We start from the raw sequence: 21,123 nt of genomic DNA on the forward strand, positions 1-21,123 counted from the left end.
TTTGCTTTATACCGTAAATTCTGAAATGAGCGATGATAGCTCACTTGCTAAGTGATTTAAGCGTTTTAGCTGTTGTTGATCTGCAACCGCTATATCGTTGAACTGCTTCGATAAGTCAGCAATTTGTACTGCCGACTCATTAATATGTTGCACCACCACGTTTTGCTCTTCAGTCGCTGTGGCGATTTGCTGGTTCATATCTTTTACCGCGGTAATACTGCGGTCAATTGTGGTTAAAATTTCTGCCGATTGAGCCGATGTTTCACTTACTTTACTGGTGGTTTCATTGCCTTGTGCCATGGCATTGAGCACAATTTCGGTTGAACGTTGAAATTGATCAATTTGCCCGCGAATTTCTTGCGTCGAGCTTTGCGTTTTACTTGCAAGCGTTCTTACTTCGTCAGCAACCACCGCAAATCCACGTCCTTGCTCACCTGCACGCGCGGCTTCAATTGCGGCATTAAGTGCGAGTAAATTAGTTTGTTCTGAAATAGCGTTAATCACATCGACAATTGAATTAATCGACTCTGCCTGCCCTGCAAGTTCTTGAATATTTTGATACGCTTCGCCCATAACCTGCGTTAACTGGTTCATCGCCAATGTACTTGACTGCATTTGTTCGATACTGTGTTTAGTATCACTTACGGCGTCTTCGCTGGTGTTAGCAGTATCAAGCGCAAGGTTTGACACCTCAGAAACCGTAGTGCCCATTTCAGTAATAGCCGATGCCACTTGTTCACTTAGTGCATCTTGATTTGATGAAAGGCTCGTCACTTGATCGAACGAGTCGACAAGGGCTTGAATGTCTTGCGCCATTTGCAATTCGATGTCTTTAAGTTTAATCACCATTTTTTGATTGTTAGCAATAACCGCATTAAACCCTCGCGCTAAGTCACCGAGTTCATCTTGACGAGAATCATCCAAACGCATGGTTAAATCGCCGCCTTGATTACCCATTTCAAGCAGTTTGCTACCAATACTTGCAATACTGCGCGACACGCGATTAGCAATCCACACCATAAGCACAATAAACACACCCGCGATTACGCTATTCACTGCAATTGTTAACATCATCGCTTTGGATATTTTGCTGCTCATTTCACTGGTTGGCATCAAGGCAACTAACTGCCAACCGATGTCTTCTAAGTTTTGCGTAGCTGCAAAATAGGTTTCGTTATCAAGTTTAATTTTGTCAAATTGCGTTTGCTGTGAAGCTGATTGAGACAGTAGCGCTGATAATGGTGAGTATTTGTTGATAGCTTGATAATCTTTACCCACAAACGCTTGGTTTGGGTGTGCAGCAATTTTGCCATCTGGGCGCAATAAAAATACATATCCTGTTTTGCCAATTTTATTCTGGTTTACAATATCGATAATTTTACTGATGTCGTAACCTAAACCAGTGAGACCTAAATCTTGCCCATTAGCGTTCACTTTTACATTAATAAAGGCGGTTAAGCGTTTTGACTGCTCGTCTACGTCAACAGCCACTTGTTGGGTATTTGACGAGCGCATAAACTGAAAAAACCAACTGTCGCGATCACTGCTTGCCGATAACGTTTTTAAAATGCCATCGTTTTGATAGTAATTTAAGCTTTGCTGCGATACCCAAAACACAACGGCTGCGTCATTGGTATTTTTAACATTGGCAAAATATTGTTGAATGCGGGGCCATTCATCATTTTTTTCGCCTTTTAACGCCCAATCAATTAAAAAGTCATTTTGCGCAAGTGCTTTCGATAACGCGATGGGCGTATTAAGTTCAGCACGAATACTGGCTTCTACTTTGCCAAGTAACGCCGGAAAATATTCTTGCTCGTTAAACTCATCGAACACAGAATTAAATTGATTACTGCTAAAAAGCGTTGAGAAAAGTGTACTTAAAACAAGTGCAAGTGTGATGGTGGCAATAAGTGCATTGCGAATGCTGATATCTGAAAGCTTCATGAATTGTTATTTTGGTTTTGGGTATAAAAAGCATAGACCAAAATTATCAATGTTATATGTTTTAAAAAGAAATATTGCCAAAATAACAATAAAAAATCGCCAGCACGAATGCTGGCGATTTTTACATTTTTTAAGCGCTATTGAGTCTATTTACTCAATAAATGTTGCTCAAGCCACTGCTCTTGCTCCCAAAGCACGTGCAAAATACTCTCTCTTGCACGATAGCCATGGCCTTCATACGGTAACATTACCAATCTTGCTTCTTTACCTAAGCCTTTAAGCGCATTATACATACGCTCAGACTGCATTGGATAAGTACCAGAGTTTGGATCGTCTTTACCGTGGATCATTAACATAGGCTCATTAATTTTTTCCGCATGAAAAAACGGTGACATTGCTGAATATACGGCTTGTCCCTGCCAAAAATCACGTTCTTCACCCTGGAAACCAAACGGTGTTAATGTACGATTATATGCGCCACTTCGCGCAATACCGGTTTTGAATAGGTCACTGTGAGCTAACAAATTCGCTACCATAAATGCACCATACGAGTGACCCGCAATGGCTATGCGTGATTCATCGGCTACGCCTTTTTCAACCAGCGCGTCAACCGCAGCTTGTGCACTGCTCACTAATTGCGTTCTAAAAGTATCATTAGGCTCACTGCCATCAACACCGACAATCGGCATTTTTGGATCATCAAATACCGCAATGCCTTTAGCTAAATACGGCATCGGTCCCCAATAGCCAATATAGGTGAATTCATATGGTGAATCACGTACTTGCGATGCAACTGCTTTATCTTTGTATTCAAGCGGGTAAGCCCACATCAACACAGGCACTTTGCCGCCTTTGTAATCTGCAGGTAAATACAAAGTGCCACTCAGTTCCACACCATCATCACGGGTATAGCTAATTTGCTCTTTTTTAATGTTTTTAAAGTCTGGGTAAGGGTGAGCGAATTCGGTAAATTGCGTAAGCGTATTTTGTTTTAAGTCACGAATGTAAAAATTCGGTTGCTCTGTTTTAGATTCACGAAGTGTAATCAGTTTTTCACCTGCGTCATCAAGCACCGCACGCACACGTTCATAGTATGGCGCTTCGCTTTGCCAAACACGCTTTGACGATGCTGTTTTAATATCAAACTGGTCTAAAAACGGAATATTGCCTTTGTCTGATGCGCCAGTACCAGTTAGCATCATGTAGCGCTCGCCAACCACTTTCACCGCGCGCGTACCAAACTCAGTTTGTTCGTAAACAAAGTTACCAGGGTCGTTATACGCGTCGTTGTAAGAGCGTTCATTAAACAGTACGCGCGGGCCGTCAGGGTTTTCTGGATTGATAATTTGCGTGCGAATTTTTCTGTCGCTAAAGCGCCAGTCACTTAACATAGCAACATTGTCATTCGCCCATTCAATGCCAGCAAAACGGCGCTCAACTTTTGCAAAGAGCTTTGGTTCACTGTTAAACGGTGCTTTCCAACTATAAACGAAGTCATGAAATGGCACGTCAGTTTTCATTGAGCCGTTATCTTGCGCCTGTGCCCATACTAGCGTTGCTGATTTATCAGCACGCCATGAAAAACTGCGGCGATCTGTTCTTACACTGTCAAAGCCTTGCGGAATATTTTCGGCAAGCGTTTGTTTTTCAACACTTGCGACTGGCTTTCCTTTTGTATCAATTACTTGCCAGTTAGTTGCAAAACGTGAATACGGCACTAAATAAGAAAACGGTGCTTCTATTTGCCCAAGTAAAATGTAGTCACTGTTAGGCGAAGGTACAAAAGAGCGAATAATGCCCGGCTTTGCCAACTTTGTAACATTACCGCTAAGCGACACTTTAGCTAACTGGCCCAAGCCATAAAACGAAAAAAGTGCCTTATCGTGTGGTGTTTGCAATAAATTTTGGTATGTACGTACTGGTGCTTTTTCGCCACTCGTTTGCGATATAACGGGTACAATCGATGCATTTTCTGCTGACGGTGCTTGGTTATTAGCATTCGCGGCAAGGTTAATTAATAATCCTTCACTATTGGGTAACCAAGTATACGGGCGTGACGTAATCACCGAATTAAGCGGTGCGTTATCAACTGAGATCAGGCGGCGCTCTGAAATATTAAAAAGGTATAACTGTGCCGTATGCGCTTGCTCAATAAAAAATGCAAGATGTTGACTGTCGGGAGACCACGACGGTGATAAAATACGTCCCTCTGGCAGGCCTTTAACCGTAAAATTTTGACCATTTTCTAAGTGTTTAAACGTAATAGACAGATACTTTGAACGTGGTCGCGCTCGCGAAAAGTTTTTAGGGTTTAACTTAATGCCCGCAAGTTTAAGTTCTGGTTTAGCAAGCTCTTGTAGTGTTGCAATACGTTGGCGCTCCAAAAACGCCATCCATTGATTATCGGGCGATAGTCGCGTTGTTGGCGCTAGCTTCGCATCAACTAAATCGGCTAATGCTTTACTTGGTGTTTGATAGCTATCTTGCTCATTAGCATGAGCAAACGAACCACAAAACACACTAGCAACAACCAATAATTTAAGTAGTTTCATTACTGTTCCTTGGTAGTGATTTTATTATTCAAGCAAACGAGAAGTGATATAAGCTTAATTTTTCAGCCCACGTTAGCCTTCCCTTCCTTACTTTTTATTTTAATTGATTACCATTCAATCATTTGAATCGTAAAACGACTTCAAGACTATTGATTATAATTAGCTTACTCAAGCAATTGCGTTAAATTTACGATAAAATGCGCCGATTATATTTTTGTTGAGAAACACCGTGAAAGTTCTTGTTATTGGTTATGTGTGGCCGGAACCTAAATCATCAGCTGCAGGCAGCCATATTTTGTCGATTATGCACACATTTTTAGAGCAAGGCTGGCAGGTAGAATTTGCCTCACCTGCGCAAAAAACGCCGCATATGTTTGACCTTAACAGCATTCATGTTTCAAGCGCTGAAATTACCCTAAATTGCGACAGTTTTAACGACTATATTGCGGCACTTAACCCAGATATTGTGATGTTTGACCGCTTTATGATGGAAGAACAATTTGGCTGGCGTGTCGATACATACTGCCCTAAGGCGTTGAAAATTCTTGATACAGAAGATTTACAGAGCGTTAGAAACGCACGCCATTTAGCACACAAAGCGGGACGCGCATTAACAACACAAGACTGGTCATCTGATCTGGCAAAGCGTGAAATTGCAGCCATTTTACGCTGTGATTTATCACTTATTATTTCAGACTATGAAATGAACTTGTTGCAAGCACAATATAAGCTTGAGCCAAGTTTATTGCATCATCTGCCCTTTATGTTTGATACCGATAAGTTGTCAGAGAACCCAAGCTTTCAAGAGCGCCAGCACTTTGTCACCATAGGTAATTTTCGCCACGCACCAAACTGGGATAGTGTGTTATTTTTGCAGCAGATTTGGCCACAGATCCGTAAACAACTTCCAACCGCAGAACTACACATATATGGTTCATATCCACCACCAAAAGCCACGGCTATTTCTAATGAAAAAACCGGTTTTATTGTAAAAGGCTGGTGCGATGACGCCTATGAAGTAATAAAGAATGCCAAAGTGATGTTAAGCCCACTGCGTTTTGGTGCTGGTATAAAAGGAAAGTTTTTAGATGCCATGGTGTGTCAAACCCCTTCTATCACAACACCTATTGGCATTGAAGGCATGTTCGACAATGAAAACTGGCCCGGTCTTGTGAGTGAGCACGCCGAAAATATTGTTACTGATGCCGTAAATTTGTATTCGAATACTGCACTGTGGCAACAAAAATCATCTTTGTGCCATAACAAGCTGATTGAGAAATTTGCTAAAGCACCGCTAGCTTGCGACTTAATTCAAAAAATCAATTCGCTACATAATGACTTAGAACAACATCGTTTAAATAACTTTACCGGACAAATGCTTAAACATCATATGCATGCGAGCACAAAATATATGTCGCAATGGATCACTGAAAAAAACAAATCGCGACATAACGACGAATAAAAAACGATATACATAAAAAGAGCATTATTAATAATTTAACATTATTGCTCATTTACAAAGAGTAACAATTCTCATTATATGACAGTTATATTACAATGTAACATATTGTACTTACTTTACTCTAAATCGTTTCAAACCGTATGAATCTTAAGCAAAAACTGTTATTTTCGTTTTTAGCACTGGCATTAGTGCCAGTGTTTATTATTACTCTTATCGCAATTACAATTTCTAATAATGCACTTGAACAACAAGCATTTAATCAATTAACGTCAATCAAAAATATCAAAGCGACGGAAATACGCAATTACTTTGCCCAAAGTAAAGCCGATTTATCGTTAATTGCATCGTCATGGACCAACATGGATGATGTAACAAACGCAGAATTAGCTGAGAAAAAGCAAGACTACTTTAAGCGCTTTATCGAAACCAATCAGTATTACGATTTATTCTTGATTGATCTAAATGGTGATATTTTTTACAGCGTTGCAAAAGAATCAGACTATCAAACTAATTTGCTTGATGGCCCTTACGCGCAATCTGGCTTAGCAAGCCTGTTTAACAAAACAATGCTAAACCAGAGCTTTAATATTATCGATTTTTCGGCCTACGCACCGAGTAACAATGAGCCCGCTGCTTTTATCGCACAGCCAATTAGACAAAACGGCGAAATTAAAGGTGTGATTGCGTTACAACTATCAATCACCAAAATTAACACGTTAATGCAGCAACGCGAAGGTATGGGTGAAACTGGGGAGTCGTATATTGTTGGGCAAGATCATCGCATGCGCTCTGACTCATTTTTAGACCCGGTTGGTCGCAGCGTTAAAGCGAGTTTCGCTGGTAATATAACCGATAATGGCGTAAGCACGCTTGCTGTAACCAAAGGACTAAGTGGCATCAGTAATACCGAAATTATTCAAGACTATAATGACAACGCTGTCTTATCGGCATATATGCCAATCAACTTTGGCGATATAAACTGGGTACTTATATCAGAAATTGATGCAGCTGAAGCCTTTGCTGCAACCGCAACATTAAAATCATCGATTTTAATAATTTCGCTGTTTAGCTTAGTGTGTATTGTTGTTACTGCGCTACTTATTACCCGCTCAATTTTAAAACCAATTGGTGGCGAACCAAAAGACATTCATAAACTGGCGATGAAAATTGCTGATGGTGATTTAACACACCAATTTGGCAATCAGTACACCTTTGGTTTACTTAACTCAATGAAAAAAATGAACCAAAGTTTACATAGCATTATTAGTTCAATTATCTCTTCAAGCCAACAACTTACGGGCATGGCGTCGCAAACAAGCTCAACCAGTATTCAAGCCAAATCAAGCTTAGAGGAACAACACGTTAGTATTGAACGCGTATCAGCTGCAATGCACGAAATGACCATTACCATCGAAGAAGTGGCAAATAACGCTAAAGATTGCTCTGAACAAACACAGCTGGCAAGCCTTAAAAGCAAAGAGGCGAACCGTGATATTCATGAGGCACTCAGTGCAATCGAACAGTTAGAAACGTCGTTAAACCAAGCTAACAGTGTTATTAATCAAGTAGAACGAAAAAGTATTGGCATAAACTCGGTGCTTGAAGTGATTCAAAGCGTTACTGAGCAAACCAACTTACTTGCGCTAAACGCCGCAATTGAAGCAGCCCGCGCAGGTGAACAAGGCCGCGGCTTTGCCGTGGTTGCAGATGAAGTTAGGCAACTTGCCTTCAAAACGCAGCAATCTACGGCCAATATTGAGAAAATAATTTACGAATTACAATCAGATACACAATGTGCCGTTACTGCGATAGAACAAAGTACCGAGCTTGCTAATACCACATTTGAAAAGGCTAAAAACAGTGAAGCAACCATGCACGATGTTTTAGCTGATATGGATATGATGACGCAAAATACCGAAGCAATTGCAACGGCGGCTGCACAGCAAAGTATTGCCGCTGAAGAAATAACCCAAAGCATTACCGCAATAAACAATGCAGCACTTGAAAACGCCGCAGGCGCAGAACTTATTGCTGACGCCAGTTTACAGCTAAAAACGCTTACCGATGAATTAAATGTGATCGGGTCTAAATTTAAACTTAGCTAAACTGAGTTAATAATTTAAGTGCCCAAGTTTTTGAAAGTGATCCGCTTTTGAAAACCTGGGCACTTATTCCAATACAGTTTTAAGCATATAACCATTACGCTTGGCTTTATTAGCTTAAAATCAGTGCTAAGTAATACTCATCACTTGCTTCTATCTTCTAATTCATCATATGTTTCAACCGAAATGCGCTCGGCAATAGCTCGCATCTTCTGCATTTGATGAGGGTTACAATTACCCCAAAATTGTTGCCAATGTTCGCGTGAATGCCACTTAGCAACTGTGAGTATTTTTTCAGGATCATCACTTGAACGCAGCATAAAACTGCCAAACGCGCCCTCTACAGTACTATGAATCGTTTCAGTTGTTGTACGCCAAATGGTTTGAAATGCTTGTTGCTGCGCTACTGGCACTTTCCATTCGTATACCACTCTAAACATATTATTCCCTTAAAATTATGCCGATGACGTGTTGCGTCAGATTCTGGTATGAAAACTAGATATGTGATTTTACAAAGGTGAAGACTATTTACAGCGTTAGCAAAATCACGATTACTAAATTGATAACTTTACGTAAAAAACTAACCATAAATACAGCGTTTGGTTAACGATAGTTCTGATTCTGAAATCACACTTTGGGCTGTCGGAATATAACGCTTTTTAATTAACTGAATTTCGTTACTTTGATTTAATTCAACCAGCGCATTTTGTAGTTTCTCGACTATTTCAATCGGCATTGCCAAATTAAGCGCTAAATAATTGCCAAGTAATGCCTCATCGCTTATTACAAATACAGGTTCAACTTCGTGCAATGCGAGTCTATCGCTGTCTATGTGGTATTGAAGTGTATTGGCGGATGCAATAAATAAATCTAACTTCCCTTTTTTAAACGCGTCAACTTCGCCAAATTTTTCTGAGTAAATAACGTAATTAACGTTTTCTTGCATGCCCCAATTTTGCAGCACGTGTTCATAAACATCGCCTTTGTTTAAGCCCACTGTGTAATGGTTAAGCTGTTGTTTTGACGCAATGCTAATGTCGCTCCGATGAGCTAACTTGTAAAAACATGCGGGACTCGACACTAATGGCCCAACCCATTGAAAATGTGCTTCACGGTCCGGTAATCGGGAGGTCGAAACCAGCCCAGCAAAACGTTTTGATAATGACAATGCCATAGCACGCTGCCAAGGATACATTTTAAATTTGCACTTTATACCTGCGACTTCGCATGCACGGGCAACAATATCATGATTAATGCCTTTGATTTTGTCGCCTTCTCGAAAGTTGTAAGGCGGAAAGTGTTCCGTATAAATAGTGACTGTTACATTCTCATACGCCTGCACTAGATTACCAAAACATACAGTTATAATGACAAGTTTGACTATCCAGTTCACGTTTACACCTCAATATCCTTTTCATACCACACCATACTATTTGCACATTAATACGTTGGCAAACAATACTAATAGGCCATACCTAACCAATTAGTTACACTCATTAAAGCACGTCATTCCATAACAATCAGCCTTGTGCGTTGACCTATGTTACTTTAACGTTAACATAAAATTAATAAATTATTTTATAAATTACCTTTGTTATCAATATGTATAAATTGATGGATGTTTTATTGATCTTGACCCGTATTTATTACAATTGTTGATATTTAACATAAACAAAACTAGACAAACCGTAAATAAAACATAAAATTTGCGAGTCATCACTGTATATGTAGATTTAAAACCTTGAACACAGCTAGTTTTACGCAAAAACGCCGCTTTATTGTAAAGCTTGGTAAAATGCTGCACAAATTCGGTACACCTGCTTACCGACTAGAAGCTCATCTAGAAAATTTAGCAACATTTTTAGGCTTAAAAGCGTCGTTTATAATTACACCAACCGCATTAACATTTGTTATCTGGACAGAAGGCCATGAAGACGAATATACCCATGCGGCGCGTGTTGCTCCAGGTGAATTAGACCTAGGCGCGCTTGCACGCAGTGATGAACTTGTTGATAAACTAACTGACTACACAATTACCTTAGAACAAGCCGACCACGCACTTGATGAAATAGCGAATTTACCTAACCCATACAACCGCTTTGTTACGGGTATTGCATTTGTTATGTCAGGCGGTGCATTTGCCATGCTAATGGGAACAAGTTGGAATGATGTACTTTGGTCAACGTTAATTAGCGGTGTTATTTATTTGTTTGTGCTGTGGTCAGAACGTTCGAAACGTGTTGCCCATATGCTTGAAGCTGTGGTTTCTATTGTTGCCGCCATCTTAGCGTGCGCGATAAGCGTTTACATCGACCCTGGCATCAATATACGCATGGTAATATTATCCGCCATCATTGTATTTATACCAGGCTTAGCATTAACACTTGGCCTGGCTGAGTTATCTGCACGTCACTTAGTTTCTGGTACTGCGCGCGTAATGGATGCCTTAATGCTGCTCTTTAAGCTCTATTTTGGCGCATTTTTAGGTATAGCAGTTGGCTTTTCGCTATTTGGGCAAACCGACTTTGTTGCACCACCACAAATGCCAAAATGGACTGCTTGGCTTGCCATCGCTATTTTATGTATGAGCTTAATCGTTATCTTTCGTACCAAAGCGAAACATGCGGTGTGGTCAATTGTGGCGGGGTTTGTCGCTTATGGTGCAAGTATTGCGGGCGCTCTGTATTTAGATTATGCACTCGGCACATTTGTTGGTGCATTTGCGGTTGGTGTTTACAGTAACTTATTTACACGTGTTGCCAATGCACCCGCATGTATTGTAGCAATGCAAGGTTTGATCGTATTGGTTCCCGGAAGTAAAACCTATATTGGATTAAACTCGTTAATCTCAGGGCAAGAGTTTGTTGCGAGCACAGGTATTGGCCAACAAACCTTTCTTATTTTTATGTCTCTGGTCGCCGGACTCATATTTGCAAACGTGGCATTGCCTCCAAAGAAAAGCCTTTAAGATATTCGAGTCGCCAACCTTAGGCGACTCACTTTTTCCACCAGCTTTATTGGTTAACCATGGAGCGGTTCACTCAAGCTTTATATAGCGTTATTCAATATCATGAGATCAAACGACTCATTGCTCGAACGAGGTGAGCCCGCCTTTTACTCCTACTTCATTTTACAAAAAATACCAACACCGTAAGAAAACCCCATTAAAAAGACAGCCTTGCTCTTAGCCGTATAACTTCTTTCAAATATAAGCTTCTTTCAAATCAAAACGTGTTGTACCACGCTGTATGTTTGTTTTTCGAATCGTGTTATCACTTTGGTTATGTAAAACAACTAACGTGTAATGGCTCAGCATTCTATATATGCTTTCTGTCTCAGCCTTTTTTAAATACCTTCATCGGCGGCAAAAATTAACAACAAAACTCAATACCTTCTCATTTTTATAGCCCGTTAACTCAGTACACACAAAACTAGTGCAAGTGTTTTCGAATGATTAATTTTTACTGCTCTAAATGGGACATTTTTACGGTATTACAATATCAAACGCTGATTACCATCAACTTAGTAAAAGCAAAAAGTGAACAACACAACTAACTTGTTACTTACAACGTTTATTTTTTAAAACGGCCAATCAAGCGGCATGCTAAACAATAGGATTTTAATAGCCACAACTGGAAATTTAACGAATAAATAACACATAAACCCTTTTTTCATCCGATTTCAATATCGAATAAGTATATTAACCAATTGATCTTCTACAAATTTCGTTAAATAAACTTAACTTATTAAAAATAAATCAACCTGTAAACTATTGTTTTTAATATTTATTTAAAATTAAACTCTATAATTCAGAACTATTCATAACCAATCAATACGATTCACAACTAATCATGTAGCTATTACCCCAGCTTAAAACACATTCCGCATCGGGCAATTGTTAACGGTGTGTGATTTAAGCAAACAGTTACCGTTAAAAAATAACAACTGATGGTTTTTACATCGCAAGGGGAAACAATGGCTATATCTACTAAGAATAAATTAAGCCTAGCTATTAGTCAGGCATTATTGGCAGCGAGCTTAAGCACAACATATGTACAGGCTGCAGAAGAAAACACTGCTGAACAAAGCGACGTTGAGGTAATTCAGGTCCGCGGGATCCGTGGCAGCTTAGTGAAATCACTTAATACTAAACGTTTTTCGGGTTCGGTTGTTGATGCCGTAACCGCTGAAGACATTGGCAAATTTCCAGACCAAAACGTAGCAGAATCGCTTCAACGTATTACCGGCGTATCGATTTCACGTAATTTTGGTGAAGGTGAACGAGTAAGTATTCGTGGTACGTCTGAAAGCCAAAACAGAACATTATTAAATGGCCAAGCTGTAGGCTCAGTAGATTGGTGGACAAACTCCCCTGCTAGTCGTGGTTTTAATTACACTATGCTTCCTTCAGAAATTGTATCTGGACTTGAAGTGTATAAGTCACCAGAAGCCGATATTGATGAGGGCTCTATTGGTGGTACAGTGATCGTTCGTACCCGTAAACCACTAGAATTAGAAGCCAATAAAATCGCTGGTAGCTTAATGGCGCAACACAGTGAAGTATCAGGTGAAACTGACCCACAACTAAGTGGCTTATATTCATGGAAAAATGAAGACGAAACCTTTGGTGCACTAATCTCAGTGGTACGTCAGCAACGCAATTTACGCCGAGATGGTATTGAATCATGGAGCTGGACGCATCGCGATATTGAAATGGAAGATGGTACAGTTCATAAGAATGTTTATAGTTCTGGTGGCGGTGGGTCAGCCATGTTTTCGCAAGAGCGTGTCCGCACTGGTTTCAATGCGTCGCTACAATACCGTCCAAGTGATGCCTTAGACATTACCTTTAATGCCCTTGATTCAACATTAGAAGCTAACAATGAAAACCAAAACTTCTTGTGGTTACCTGGCTACGGCGGGTCAAAATATCAAGACGTGACGATTATTGATCATGACAAAGTTGGCAAAATGCTTATTGCAGGCACACTCGGTTTATCGCCAGATGGCAATAATATTCTTGATGAGACCAAAGTACGTAACTCAGAACTTAGCACCGAGTCATATGATTTAAAAGCAGACTTTCAAGGTGATATTTGGCAAACCTCAGTTCACTTAGGTTATACCAAAGGCTCAGGTGGTTCACATGCTGACCGCAGTGTTGGTTGGGGTGGTAACTACGTGCATTCATATGATGCGTCAAGCGTTGAAGATATGAAAACTAGCTATAGCGCTGATCCCGCTGATGGCACTAAATGGTCACTTGATTTCTTACGTTACGACCAAAATAACGCCAAAGACGATGAACATTATGTACAAGTAGACTTTAACCGCCCAGTTGATGTTGCAGTATTTAGTAATATTAAATTTGGTGCTAAATATCGCGACCACAGTCGCTATAATGAGAAACGTCAAACTGCAACACGTACTGATTTAGGCTGGTCATTAGCCGATTATTCGCTCCAAATGCCGTCAGATTATCTATCGGGTTTAGGCTCAAATGGTACACTTAAAAACTACGCCATTACTGATTCAAACAAAGTACGTCGTGAAGGTGATGCCCTAGGTTGGCAATACAACTTATTAAAAGCAAGTACCTTTGAAGTAGAAGAGCAAATCTTGGCTGGTTACATTAAGGCGGATATTGACGCAGATAGCCTGCGCGGTAACTTAGGCGTACGTTTAGTACAAACAAACCAAGATACAGGCGCTTACGTTGGTGAAAATTGGCAAACGCAATCAAAAGACTATTTTGACGTTCTACCAAGCCTTAACTTAGCGATTGATTTAGATGATGATCTTATTATGCGACTTGCAGCTGCACGCGTAATGTCTCGCCCAGACTATAACTCAATGACACCATCAACTTCATACAACCTAGAAACTAAAACCGGCACAGGTGGTAACCCAGATATCGACCCGTATCGTGCAAACCAATTTGATGTAAGTATTGAATGGTACTTTGATGAAGCAAGTTTATTCTCAGCGGCACTATTTCATAAAGATATTCAATCTTTCTTAGACTCACAGCTAACGCTTGAAACTCACGAAGGTGTTGGTATATTGGTAAATCGCCCGGTAAATGGTCGTAGCGGTACAATTCAAGGTTTAGAGCTTGCGGTGCAACACGATATTTATCAAGGCCTAGGTGTAATGGCTAACTACACTTATGTTGATGGTGAAGCGAAAGGTCCAAATGGTGAAGATATTACTATTCCTGGTAACTCTGAGCACACGATTAACCTAAGTGCATACTATGAAAATGAGTACCTAAACGGCCGTATTTCGTACAACTACCGCACAGGCTATGATACAGGTCTTGGTTGGCCGGGTTACGTAGACGATTACGGACAAATTGATGCCAATATTAACTACAACGTAACCGAGAACATTACGTTAGTATTTGAAGCCATTAACTTAACCGATGAGCATACCTTTAGCTACCAAGAAAAAGGCGTAGAACAAGCACTAACCGGTGTTTATGCCGATGGCCGTCGCTATGTTGCAGGTGTTCGATTTAACTTTTAATTCTGAAAAAGAGTTTCACTGCGCTTAATTGCGCAGAGCTAACACAGGACTGCCCCCTATTAGAAAACTCTTACACTTCAGAACCCCCCAAAACAGCGAATGTAATATTCGCTGTTTTTTTTGCTTTCAATTATTGCGCTACAAGCCATTAAAATTTCTTAAAAAAGTCGAAATATCAATTCAATTCCGCAGTAAGTTTGCGTATTCTTAACCCACTTTTTCGTTTTTTCGTTGCAAAACGTTTAAACCCCCTTGCTCGATATTTGGTTTTGTCATTGCGTTATCTAATTACGACATTGTTGTTACTGTGTTTTTCGCTTATGCATTTCAGCTTGAAAGCTGACTTATTGAGCGCGTCAGTTAACTATACCAATGGCGAATATCAAAAAGCCTTAGATGAATTTTCACAGCTTGCAAAACTTGGTAATAGCGATGCAATGTTTAATATTGCCGTTATGCATTTACACGGCCGAGGCGTAAAAAAAGATATTAACAAAGCATATGCATGGTTTTCACTTGCCGGCGAATTCGGAATAACCGATGCTAAAAACACCGCAGAGTACATCGCCACGCAAACACAAGACAGTGACGCTTTATACCAAGCAAAGCAACAACTCGACGCTGAACTTAGCTATCAACGCTATGTGAACACATTAGCACCCCAATTTAACGAAACATTTAACACTTTAATTCAACCAATAAAGTCATTTAATGTTGATCCTGTTTATCCCGAACATGCGGTCGACCGCGGTATTGAAGGATGGGTATGGGTTGAATACGATATTGATGGTGCAGGAGCCGTGATCAACGCGCAAATCATTGATAGCTACCCACAAAAAACATTTGATAACGCCATGCTAATGGCGTTAAAACGCTGGCGCTTTAAACAAAGCGAGCAGCTTCCTATCAAACGTCGCAGTTTGCTTTATCACTTCACCACATTTAAAGGTAAACGTTATCAGCAAGGGTTTTCGCGCCAGCAACGTGAATATCAAAAACACATTGCTGAAGTCATTGAACAGGCGGAAAATGGCAATGCTTTGTGGCAATACCGTATTGCACAATGGCTTACTACCGATAAACACAACGCCTCTAAATTGCTTAAATACCATTGGCCAAAAGAAAGCGAAGCGCAAAATCTTATGCTAAATGCTGCAAAAAATGGTTATCCCTTCGCGCAATATCGTATTGCAACACAGTTACTTGCCGGCGATAAAACCGCCCAAGACCGTAAAAAAGGACTTAACTGGCTGTTACTGAGCGCTCAAAATGGTTTTGCATCGGCGCAGTACCGTTTAGGCATCGAGTTATTAGTCAAAAAATCAGTACATTACGATACGGAAAAAGCGCGCTTATGGTTAACCCAAGCAAGTGATAAAGGCCATCTGCTTGCAAAAACCGCGCTCACCCGACTTGCTCTTAGCCAAGCTGATATTTCAGAAAGCGAATACAAAACACTGCATCAGCAAATCGATTCTGTGCTACAACAAAACGCGAATAACGCCGAAGCTTGGTACTTAAAGGCTAAACTTTCTTATCAACAAAATGACATTTCAAGTGCAAAAAAACAGCTAGACAGAGCAATTGATAACGCCAATGCGCAAAAAATTGATCTCAGTGAAATGAAAGCACTGAAACGAAAGCTTGCTGCTAAACCTTAAGCTAAGGTTTAACCTAACTATCACATCGCTTAGTTGACCGTGGTTTTACTCATTAAAACTAAATCTGATTGGAGATTATCAACGAGATTCAGAAGCACTACCTCACCATCGTGAGAACTGGTAACAGTCAGCGTATGATTTGGCGCATTACTAAATTGACTCAAATCCGCAACTTCACGATATTCTTGGCTATCAAATTGATAATCAAACAATAATAAGGTTTCACCTTTTTTAACCATAAAATAAATACCGTCTCGATAGACGTATGGTGTGAATAATTGGCTTGAAGGTAAAATATTATCAATTAGCAAGGGGTCAAAAACCCGTTCAGCTAAATACTTAGCCACATGATTAGAATAATTTCGAAAGCCCGTTGTCATAAGCGTTCGGTATTCTTTATTAGCAAGCATAAAATCTAATGCTAACGACTGCGCATTCGGCTGCGCTAACCCAGTAGACAAGTCAAAATACCAATTAGTGCTGCTATTGCCGTCGTTTTTCGCATAGAACACACCATCGCCTTCTTTTTGCCAATACACATTGTCAAACTGCCCTTCTGCCATAGTAATACTATTTTTAGTTGTTAAATCAATCAGCGAAAGGTGGGAATCTAAATAACCTAAAAGTAAAAAATTACCGTTTGGTGAAAACGACATAAGTTCTGGCACGTTAGAATTTGAAAGTGACGTAATAAACTGCACACTGTCACTATTTACATGGCTAAGCCAAACATCAGCCTTATTAGAGCGCTTATTTAAGGTTAAAAATGCATACTTGTTACCTGTGTGCGATACCACCGGCGCACGTACTGCATTCATTGACGACCCTAATTGTTCAACACGATTGGATGAAATCGAAAATAGCCCCGTATTTGACTGGCTTTTACTTAATAGGATCTCACCATTTTTTCTATTAATGCTGATTTCATCAATATCGCCACCCTCAATATTCATCGCGCCAATACGCTTATTGTGTTTATAAAGCGCCAACTTGTTGGATACAAGCCACAGCGTGTTATTGTCGGCCGCGAGCTTTTTAATACCACGCTCTTCATGAGACAGCGTTGTCAAAAGCTTGCCATGAAAATCGCGTTTTTCCACGGTATTTGTCGCAGTATTAAGTGTAAATAATTGATTGTTAGTCACACTTAATTCATCAACATTCTCAACAATTACGTTTGGACTATCAACCGCTCGAGGAAACGGTTCAAAGTTTAATAAATAACGCACCACACTGTGATTGAAGTGAGCTATCAGTAGGTTATCTTGCGGCCAACTCAATGCCATTTTATGCAAACCAGACGGACAATCTGCTAATTTACTATCGAGTGATAAACGCCATGTTTCTATCGCACTAGCCGTTGATATCACCCGAATATTGCATTGCAACGCGTCGTTGCGAATATACGCCAACCATTTTTGATCAGGGGAAAACACACCGCGTTGCTCAGAGTAATTGGCATTTTTAATTACATGGGAAATGTGTTGCTGTAGGTCCATCACCGCTAAGTCGGTATTGCTTTTGCCAATTGCACGATAGTTAAACACCATATATCGCCCGTCATTTGAAAAAGACGCGCCCTGCTCCACGCCACCTCGCTGAGTAATGCGTCGCTCGGTATAATCATCGCCAAGCGCATAAGGCTTACTCAGATGCGAAAGCAGTAAGCTAAATAATCCACCTAACATTAAACATATTGCACCCACAATCGCGACATTTTGCTGCTTAAACGATACCGCTTTATGTTCAACCTGTGTTGCAGTAGCAATTAACTGATAGCCTACTCGCGGTACGGTACGAATAATACCCTGATCGTTACGATCATCACCGATCGTTTTGCGCAATTGCGTTACCAACTTACTGAGCGAGTTATCGCTAACAATCACATTTGGCCAAATTTTATCGAGTAACTCATCTCGCGATATTGCCTGCCCTTGCTGTTCAATCAGTAGCGCCAACAATATCAGCTGCTTGCTTTCAACCTTATGCCATGTACCCGCTCGTTTAATTCGCATTGCGCTGAAATCAACTAAAATTTTGTCTATTTGAATTAATGAGTTAGGTAACGAAGTGAGTGACAAAATTAGTCTAGCCTTATAGCACGTATAACAGTATTATGGTGATTGCATTTTAAGCGTTAACAATCGCTCAGTAAATACACGCAGTTCATATAATTCAGTCGTTTAAAGTGCAAAGGGGATCATATGCAAACACACAATAATAAACAGGCACAACACCTTCGCTTTAAATTACGCGCAATGTCTTTGGCGTCGATAACTGCGTTTTTCTCTAACGGCGCGTTTGCAAATACTCCCGACATCGATCTCGACACCATTGAAATACGTGGCATTCACAAGAGCTTATTACAATCACTTGCTGATAAAAAACAACACTCGGCAATTAGCGATGTTCTGAGTGCCCAAGAAATCGGTAAATTTCCCGACAAAAATGTTGCTGAAGCGCTTCAGCGTGTTACCGGTATTTCGCTTACGCGTGTGATGGGCGAAGGTGAGCGTATTGGTGTGCGCGGAACTACGCCAGGGCAAAATAGAACGTTTTTAAACGGTCAAAATATCGCTTCAGCGGATTGGTGGATTTCATCTCAGCCAAATCGTGGCTTTAACTACACCATGTTACCCGCTGAACTTGTTAGCAAATTAGAGGTGTTTAAAACGCCACAAGCGAACCAAGATGAAGGTTCTCTTGGCGGAGCAATTAATATAAAAACCCATAGGCCATTAACGACCGACACCCAATTTATTGTCACGCTGCAAAGCCAATATAGCGACTTATCAAACGAACTCGACCCACAACTTGCTGCCTTTTATAACTATGTAAACAGTAATCGCGATTTTGGCATGCTGTTTACGTTAAACCGCCAGCAGCGCACCTTACGCCGAGATGGTTTGGAGTCTTGGGGTTGGCATCAAGCACACTTTAAAAAAAGCGATGATGGCAAATTGATATACAGCGACCATGACAGCGCTGACATAAAAAACATTTGGACCCCAAGTGGTGGCGGCTCTGCGGTGTTTCAACAAGAACGCTTGCGTACCAGCGCAACTATGGCGGTTGATTATCAGCCGAGTTCCACATGGCAATTTGAGTTTGATGCCTTGTATTCACAGTTAGATGCAGACAACACTAATCAAAATTTTTTGTGGCAACCATCAAACGTATTCTCGCGTGGTGGCGTAATTAACGACTATCAAATCATCAATAATACCCTAGCGTACGCCGATTATTCGAAGGTAGACCCGGCAAATAGCGAGCCCTTTAGTACCTCAATGGAAGCAATTTGGCGTCAATCAACCATTAAGACTAACAGTATTAACGTTAAAGCCATGCAATCTGTTAACTTATGGCAAAATGAATACCAGCTCGGCTTTACCCGCGGTAGCGGCGGTACGTACGACGACAATACATCGCAGTGGTCGGCAAATTCAGGGTTTAGCGTCGATACCCGAGACAAACGCGACATTAAAACCCACTATGAACTCAATCCAAACCAAGCTGAAAACTGGTGGATAAGCGAAGTTAGAAACGACTCTCAACACTCCGTTGATCAAGAATGGTATTTACAAGCTGACTTTTCAAAAGCGCTTATTCATAATCTTATCGACAGTGTTGATTTTGGCATTAAATATCGCAATCACCAACGTGATTTTGAACGCTTACGTTCAAATAATGGCAGTTACAGCGATATTAAAGATACGCTCGATTGGACGCTCGCAAATTTTAGTGCACCCTTTCCGAAAGACTATTTACACGGCATTGGTTCCGACGAAACACTTAAGCACTATGCATTTGCCGATACTCAATCTCTTGCAAACGCCTACCGCGATTACCCGTTTGAACAGCAAGTAGAGCAAGCCAGTCGCTTTGATATTCAAGAACAAACCAGTGCTTTATACACCAAGCTAAATCTACTTACTGATTTATTCCGCGCTAATGTGGGTGTGCGCATTGTTAATACCATTCAAGATGCGGGCGCCTATCAACAAATCGCATCGCCCAGTAGTGCGCAAACTAACTTTGTGTGGCAAGAGCAAAGCAAACATTACACGGATATTCTGCCAAGCTTAAATTTAAATTTTGACTTAAAACGCGACCTGGCATTTCGCTTTGCCGCTGCAAAAGTTATGGCACGCGCCGAATACAATCATTTAATGCCATCAACCAATTACAACGTTACACAAGCGCAAGGACAAGGCGGCAATCCCGACCTCGACCCATATCGCGCAACTCAGTATGATATGTCACTCGAGTGGTATTTCTCAGACATTGGTTTGCTATCGGTTGCGGCGTTTGCCAAAGACGTTAAATCATTTATTGAGTTTAAACGTCAATTAGAAGTACACGAAGACATACTAATGACCATTGACCGACCGATTAACGGCGCAGGCGGTAATGTTTGGGGTATCGAATTGAGCTATCAACATGAGTTTTTACAAGGCCTTGGCATTATTACAAACTACACCTTTGTTGATGGCAAACGCGATGGTAACACCACGCAGCAAGCATTTATTCCGGGCACCTCAGAGCATACCTTTAACTTAACCGGTTATTTTGAGAATGAATGGTTGAGTGCCCGAATTTCCCACAATTATCGCACAGAATTCGCCACCGGCGTTGGCCTTGAAATGCAAGACGACTTTTCGCAAATTGACGCCACATTTAGCTATCATATTAATCCGAATTTATCGCTTAATCTTGAAGGGTTAAACCTCGGTGACGAAATTAGCTACCTCTACGAAGGCAGTCATTACTCACCAAAAGCGGTTTATCGTAACGGCAGACGCTTTTATGTAGGGGTACGTTTTACTTACTAAAACTGTGAGAATATGTTACTCAAGTGACTTATTGTAACC

At 40.6% G+C, this 21,123-nt stretch carries 11 protein-coding genes; 6 read left to right on the forward strand and 5 right to left on the reverse strand.

The window, feature by feature from the left end; genetic code table 11:
- Positions 1 to 6: 6 nt before the first annotated feature.
- The gene (locus C2M30_RS12645; protein WP_105171867.1) at positions 7 to 1,947 is read right to left on the reverse strand and encodes a methyl-accepting chemotaxis protein; all 1,941 of its coding nucleotides are present in this window, start codon (positions 1,945 to 1,947) and stop codon (positions 7 to 9) included.
- Positions 1,948 to 2,093: 146 nt separating this feature from the next.
- Positions 2,094 to 4,499 carry an alpha/beta hydrolase family protein gene (locus tag C2M30_RS12650; protein ID WP_105171868.1) on the reverse strand — a complete coding sequence of 802 codons (2,406 nt, stop codon included), beginning with the start codon at positions 4,497 to 4,499 and terminating at the stop codon, positions 2,094 to 2,096.
- A 229-nt stretch (positions 4,500 to 4,728) separates the two neighbouring features.
- Between C2M30_RS12650 and C2M30_RS12655 the strand changes: the two genes are divergently transcribed.
- Both C2M30_RS12655 and C2M30_RS12660 read left to right on the forward strand, forming a co-directional pair.
- Entirely contained in the window at positions 4,729 to 5,961 is a 1,233-nt protein-coding gene (locus tag C2M30_RS12655) for a glycosyltransferase (protein WP_105171869.1), read from the forward strand.
- Positions 5,962 to 6,101: 140 nt separating this feature from the next.
- Positions 6,102 to 8,066, forward strand: a complete 1,965-nt coding sequence (locus C2M30_RS12660) for a methyl-accepting chemotaxis protein (protein WP_105171870.1) — start codon at positions 6,102 to 6,104, stop codon at positions 8,064 to 8,066.
- Positions 8,067 to 8,206: 140 nt separating this feature from the next.
- Here C2M30_RS12660 and C2M30_RS12665 read toward each other — a convergent pair whose 3' ends face one another.
- Both C2M30_RS12665 and C2M30_RS12670 read right to left on the reverse strand, forming a co-directional pair.
- Entirely contained in the window at positions 8,207 to 8,503 is a 297-nt protein-coding gene (locus C2M30_RS12665) for an antibiotic biosynthesis monooxygenase family protein (protein ID WP_105171871.1), read from the reverse strand.
- Positions 8,504 to 8,643: 140 nt separating this feature from the next.
- Positions 8,644 to 9,456: a substrate-binding periplasmic protein gene (locus C2M30_RS12670; RefSeq protein ID WP_105171872.1), complete on the reverse strand. Its 813-nt coding sequence runs from the start codon at positions 9,454 to 9,456 to the stop codon at positions 8,644 to 8,646.
- Between the two features lie 348 nt (positions 9,457 to 9,804).
- On the opposite strand from C2M30_RS12670, the gene C2M30_RS12675 reads away from it, so the two are divergent.
- The 3 genes from C2M30_RS12675 to C2M30_RS12685 all read left to right on the forward strand — a co-directional run bounded on the left by C2M30_RS12675 (position 9,805) and on the right by C2M30_RS12685 (position 16,252).
- Positions 9,805 to 11,031 (forward strand): threonine/serine ThrE exporter family protein, encoded by a 1,227-nt coding sequence (locus C2M30_RS12675; protein ID WP_100915054.1) that lies wholly within the window; start codon positions 9,805 to 9,807, stop codon positions 11,029 to 11,031.
- Positions 11,032 to 12,038: 1,007 nt separating this feature from the next.
- Positions 12,039 to 14,591 carry a TonB-dependent receptor gene (locus C2M30_RS12680; protein WP_105171873.1) on the forward strand — a complete coding sequence of 851 codons (2,553 nt, stop codon included), beginning with the start codon at positions 12,039 to 12,041 and terminating at the stop codon, positions 14,589 to 14,591.
- Between the two features lie 347 nt (positions 14,592 to 14,938).
- Positions 14,939 to 16,252, forward strand: coding sequence for a TonB family protein (locus tag C2M30_RS12685; RefSeq protein WP_158683419.1), 1,314 nt, complete (start codon positions 14,939 to 14,941; stop codon positions 16,250 to 16,252).
- Positions 16,253 to 16,281: 29 nt separating this feature from the next.
- Here C2M30_RS12685 and C2M30_RS12690 read toward each other — a convergent pair whose 3' ends face one another.
- Entirely contained in the window at positions 16,282 to 18,333 is a 2,052-nt protein-coding gene (locus tag C2M30_RS12690) for a winged helix-turn-helix domain-containing protein (protein ID WP_105171875.1), read from the reverse strand.
- Positions 18,334 to 18,456: 123 nt separating this feature from the next.
- Between C2M30_RS12690 and C2M30_RS12695 the strand changes: the two genes are divergently transcribed.
- Complete coding sequence (locus tag C2M30_RS12695) at positions 18,457 to 21,084, forward strand: TonB-dependent receptor (protein ID WP_105171876.1); 2,628 nt, start codon at positions 18,457 to 18,459, stop codon at positions 21,082 to 21,084.
- Positions 21,085 to 21,123 lie beyond the last annotated feature (39 nt).

The sequence above is a fragment of the Pseudoalteromonas sp. T1lg24 genome (assembly GCF_002964745.1).
Taxonomy (GTDB): Bacteria; Pseudomonadota; Gammaproteobacteria; order Enterobacterales; family Alteromonadaceae; genus Pseudoalteromonas; species Pseudoalteromonas spongiae.

Coding starts and splice junctions, on each gene's coding strand:
- C2M30_RS12645 (WP_105171867.1), bottom strand. CDS start 1,947: ATGAAGCTTTCAGATATCAGCATTCGCAATGCACTTATTGCCACCATC.
- C2M30_RS12650 (WP_105171868.1), bottom strand. CDS start 4,499: ATGAAACTACTTAAATTATTGGTTGTTGCTAGTGTGTTTTGTGGTTCG.
- C2M30_RS12660 (WP_105171870.1), top strand. CDS start 6,102: ATGAATCTTAAGCAAAAACTGTTATTTTCGTTTTTAGCACTGGCATTA.
- C2M30_RS12665 (WP_105171871.1), bottom strand. CDS start 8,503: ATGTTTAGAGTGGTATACGAATGGAAAGTGCCAGTAGCGCAGCAACAA.
- C2M30_RS12680 (WP_105171873.1), top strand. CDS start 12,039: ATGGCTATATCTACTAAGAATAAATTAAGCCTAGCTATTAGTCAGGCA.
- C2M30_RS12695 (WP_105171876.1), top strand. CDS start 18,457: ATGCAAACACACAATAATAAACAGGCACAACACCTTCGCTTTAAATTA.